This is a genomic window from Pelotomaculum propionicicum (assembly GCF_004369225.1).
Taxonomy (GTDB): domain Bacteria; phylum Bacillota; class Desulfotomaculia; order Desulfotomaculales; family Pelotomaculaceae; genus Pelotomaculum_B; species Pelotomaculum_B propionicicum.
This window is the reverse complement of the sequence record NZ_QFFZ01000099.1, coordinates 1-3721: the sequence shown is the minus strand read 5'-3', so window position 1 is coordinate 3721 and position 3721 is coordinate 1. Positions and strand designations below refer to the sequence as shown.

Below are 3721 nucleotides of genomic sequence, written 5' to 3'. Positions count from 1 at the left end.
CAGCTCTACCGCGACGCCAAGATCACCGAGATCTACGAAGGCACCAACGAAGTCATGCGCATGGTTATCTCCGGCAGCGTACTGCGCTAGCAGATAATTAAAAAGCGTCTTGCAACAAAAAGAGGGTAGGGAAAGGCTGAAAGTCCAGCCTTTCTCCTTAAAAAGATAGGTGGCTAGTAAGCCCGCAAATCCCTACCCCTTTTCATAAATAAATAATGAGTGAAGAACAAGAATTTGATTAAAAAGAACTCAAAAAACATTTAAATAAATTTAAATAAGCTTACCCCTACCAAAATGTACTCTACTCTCCTTTCCTATGCCTTTGACATGGGCAGGCAAGACTTATCCATGTCAAGGGGTATCTTTTTAAAACAAACCCAAAGAGGTGAACATACATGCCCAGGATCATAGCCTGTTTCAAATGGGTGATGGACGAGGCGGACATCAAAGCAGACCCCAAATCACGCCAGTTGGTCCTCGACCGCGTCGGCTACAAGATCAGCGACTACGACCGCAACGCCATAGAAGAAGCAGTGCAGCTGCAGGAAAAACACGGCGGCAGCGTTGTCGGCATCACCGTAGCCACGCCCGGCGCCAAGCCCTGCCTTAAGGACGCCCTCTCCAGGGGGCCCGAAAAAGCCTGCTTCGTCAACGACCCCGCCTTCGAAAACCTTGACCCGTCCCAGACAGCGGCCATCCTCGCCGCCGCCATAGACGGCAAAATAGAGTACGACCTGATCATCTGCGGCGAAGGGTCCAGCGACCTCTACGCCCAGCAGGTGGGGCCCGCCCTGGCCGAAAAGCTCGGCATACCCTGCGCCACCTACGTCAACAAACTAACCTACGTAGAAGGAGAAAACAAAGTCATAGCCCAGCGCAAGCTCGACGACGGCCTCGAGACAGTCTCAGTAAAACTGCCCGCGCTAATAACAGTCTTACCCGATCTCAACACACCGAGGATACCCAGCTTAAAACAAGTCCTTGGCGCGGCAAAAAAGCCAGTGGACAACGTCAGTCTGGCTAACCTGCAGCAGACGTTTGAGCCATGCCTTAAAACGACCGGCATCCTCGCCGCCACCATGGAGCGTAGACGACTGAAGTTCACCGCGGATCCCGAAGACATCCGCAAGGTGGTAGACAGTTTAATAAAAGAAGGAGTAATCGCCTAAAAGGAGGTTAAAGCCATGGCAGGAGTTTGGATATTGGCGGAAAGCCGCGAACCAACCCTTGAACTGCTCAGTGCAGGTATAGACATCGCCGCCCAGCTCGGCGTAAAAGTCGCCGCCTTCGCTCTCAGCAGCCAGCTGGCCGAAGAATACATCAAGTGCGGCTGCGACGAAGTAATGCTGCTGCCCCCCCTGGCCGCAGGCCAGCCCTTGGAGTCATACGTGCCCGTAATAGTAGAAGAAGCGCTGCTCAACGGCCCCGACATCATCCTCATCGGCGCCAGCCAGAGAGGCAGAGAAATCGCCGCCCGCGCCGCCGCCGCCTTAAATACCGGGCTGTGCAGCGGCTGCACCGGCCTGCGCCTCGATCAAGAAAAGAAACAACTGGTCATGGAGCGCATGCTTTTCGGCGGCGCCGCGGTACAGACAGTTGTCTGCGAGACGCGGCCCCAGATGGCCACCATACCGCCCCGCACCTTCGAGCAGGCCCAGCCCGCGGAAGGCCATCAAGGAGAGGTCAGGCAGCTGCCCGCCGCCCCGCCTTCCCCTGTAACCGTAGTCGAAAGGACACCTAAAACCAGCGAGGCCGTAGACATTACCGAGGCCAAAACAGTCGTGTGCGTAGGCCGCGGCGTCGGCAAACAAGAAGATATCGCCCTCGCGCGCGAGCTGGCCGGCGTGCTCGGCGGCGAAGTAGGCTGCTCGCGGCCCGTGGCCGAAGACTTGCGCTGGCTGCCCGAAGAGCTCTACCTCGGCATATCCGGCAAAAAAGTCAAGCCCGACCTCTATATCGGCGTAGGCGTCGCCGGCCAGATCCAGCACGTCAGCGGCATCCGCGACAGCAAAGTGATCGTGGGCATCAACCGCGACGAAAACGCGCCTATCTTCGAGGCCGCCGACTACGGCATCGTGGGCGACCTGTACGACATCGTGCCCAAGCTGGTCAAAGAAATAAAAGCCGCCTTAAAAATCTAAGAGACAGGTGGTGGTAGAAGTGGAAGAAGAAAAATTCGCGGCTATAATCGTAGGCGCCGGCCCCGCCGGCAGCACCGCCGCCTATATGCTGGCCAAAGCAGGGCTCGAAGTGCTGCTGGTGGAAAAAGGCGCCGCGCCCGGGGTCAAAAATATGTTCGGCGGGCGCATGTACAGCCATGCCCTAAACCAGGTCATCCCGGACTTTTGGGAAGAGGCCCCGCTGGAGCGAGCCGTTGCCAGAGAGCTGATTACCTTTTTAGACGGCGGCCGGAGCCTGACCTTAAACTGCCAGGACCTCAGCTGGACAGAGCCGCCCTATCATTCCTTCACCCTATTGCGCGCCGAGTTTGACGCCTGGCTGGCCGGCAAGGCCGAAGAGGCAGGCGCCATGCTCGCCTGCGGCATCCGTGTGGACGACCTTTTAATCAAAGACGGCAAAGTGGCCGGCATCATAGCCGGAGAAGACGAGATGGCCGCCGACGTGGTCATAGCCGCCGACGGCGTCAACTCCCTCATCGCCCAGAAAGCCGGTTTGCGGAAAAAAGCTCCTGCTCCCCACCAGGTGGGCACCGGGGCCAAGCAGGTGATCAAATTATCCCCTGAGGCAGTCAGCCGGCGCTTTGGGCTTTCAGGCAACAACGGAGCCGCCCAGCTTTTTGTCGGTGACTGCACCAAAGGCATGCAGGGAGGAGGCTTTCTCTACACCAACAAAGACAGTATCTCCCTGGGCCTGATTGTCAGCGCCGCGGAGCTGCAGAAAAACAAGCACAGGATCAGCGACCTGTTGGAAGAGTTCAAAGCAAGCCCGCACATAGCCCCCTTGATCGAAGGAGGAGAAGTGGTGGAGTACTCCGCCCACTTAGTGCCCGAGGCCGGCCTCGGCATGATGCCGCAGCTATACAGCGACGGGATCCTGGTGACAGGCGACGCCGCCGGGTTTGTGCTCAACCTGGGCTATGTGGTGCGGGGCATGGATTTCGCCATTGCCTCCGGCGCGGCCGCCGCCAGAGCGGTGCTGTCGGCCAGGGCGGCCAACGACTTTTCCAGGCAAAAGCTGGGCTTATACCAGCAGTTCTTAAAAGACAGCTTTGTGCTGAGAGACCTTGAGGCTTACCGGGGCGCCCCGCACTTTTTAGAAATCCAGCGCATGTTTAAAGCCTACCCGCAGTTTGCCACCGGCCTGGTGAGCAAGATCTTCACGGTTGACGGCGGCGAACCCGAGCACCTTTTGGGGAAAGCGCTGGGCCAGATTAAAAAGAGCGGGATCGGCTGGGGCCAGCTGGCGGGAGATGGCTGGAAAGGAGCGCGGCTGCTATGAAAAAGCTTAGCATTGAACAGCTGCTGGGGATTGACAAGTTTATGGTTGACGATGAAGAGGCGCATATCGTTTTGAACAAGGAGATCTGCGCCGCCTGCGCGGGCAAGCCCTGCACCTTCGCCTGCCCGGCGTGTTTGTACACGCTGAAGGAGGACGGTGAGCTGTCCTTTGACTACGCGGGCTGCCTGGAATGCGGCACCTGCAGGATTATTTGCCCGAAGGAGGGGGCGATCAGCTGGCAGTATCCCAGGGGCGGGTTTGG

Annotated in this window: 5 protein-coding genes; all 5 read left to right on the top strand. The window is 57.9% G+C overall.

Annotated features, from left to right (window positions below):
* A partial coding sequence (locus Pmgp_RS20640) for an acyl-CoA dehydrogenase family protein (protein WP_205078114.1) occupies positions 1-90 on the top strand: 90 nt, incomplete at its 5' end.
* Positions 91-395: 305 nt separating this feature from the next.
* Complete coding sequence (locus Pmgp_RS18850; protein WP_134216168.1) at positions 396-1169, top strand: electron transfer flavoprotein subunit beta/FixA family protein; 774 nt, start codon at positions 396-398, stop codon at positions 1167-1169.
* Between the two features lie 15 nt (positions 1170-1184).
* Positions 1185-2141 carry an electron transfer flavoprotein subunit alpha/FixB family protein gene (locus tag Pmgp_RS18845; RefSeq protein WP_134216167.1) on the top strand — a complete coding sequence of 319 codons (957 nt, stop codon included), beginning with the start codon at positions 1185-1187 and terminating at the stop codon, positions 2139-2141.
* A 19-nt stretch (positions 2142-2160) separates the two neighbouring features.
* Complete coding sequence (locus Pmgp_RS18840) at positions 2161-3459, top strand: FAD-dependent oxidoreductase (protein WP_134216165.1); 1299 nt, start codon at positions 2161-2163, stop codon at positions 3457-3459.
* Positions 3456-3721 (top strand): ferredoxin family protein (locus Pmgp_RS18835; protein ID WP_134216163.1); only part of this gene is annotated, 266 nt, incomplete at its 3' end. The genes Pmgp_RS18840 and Pmgp_RS18835, both read left to right, overlap by 4 nt.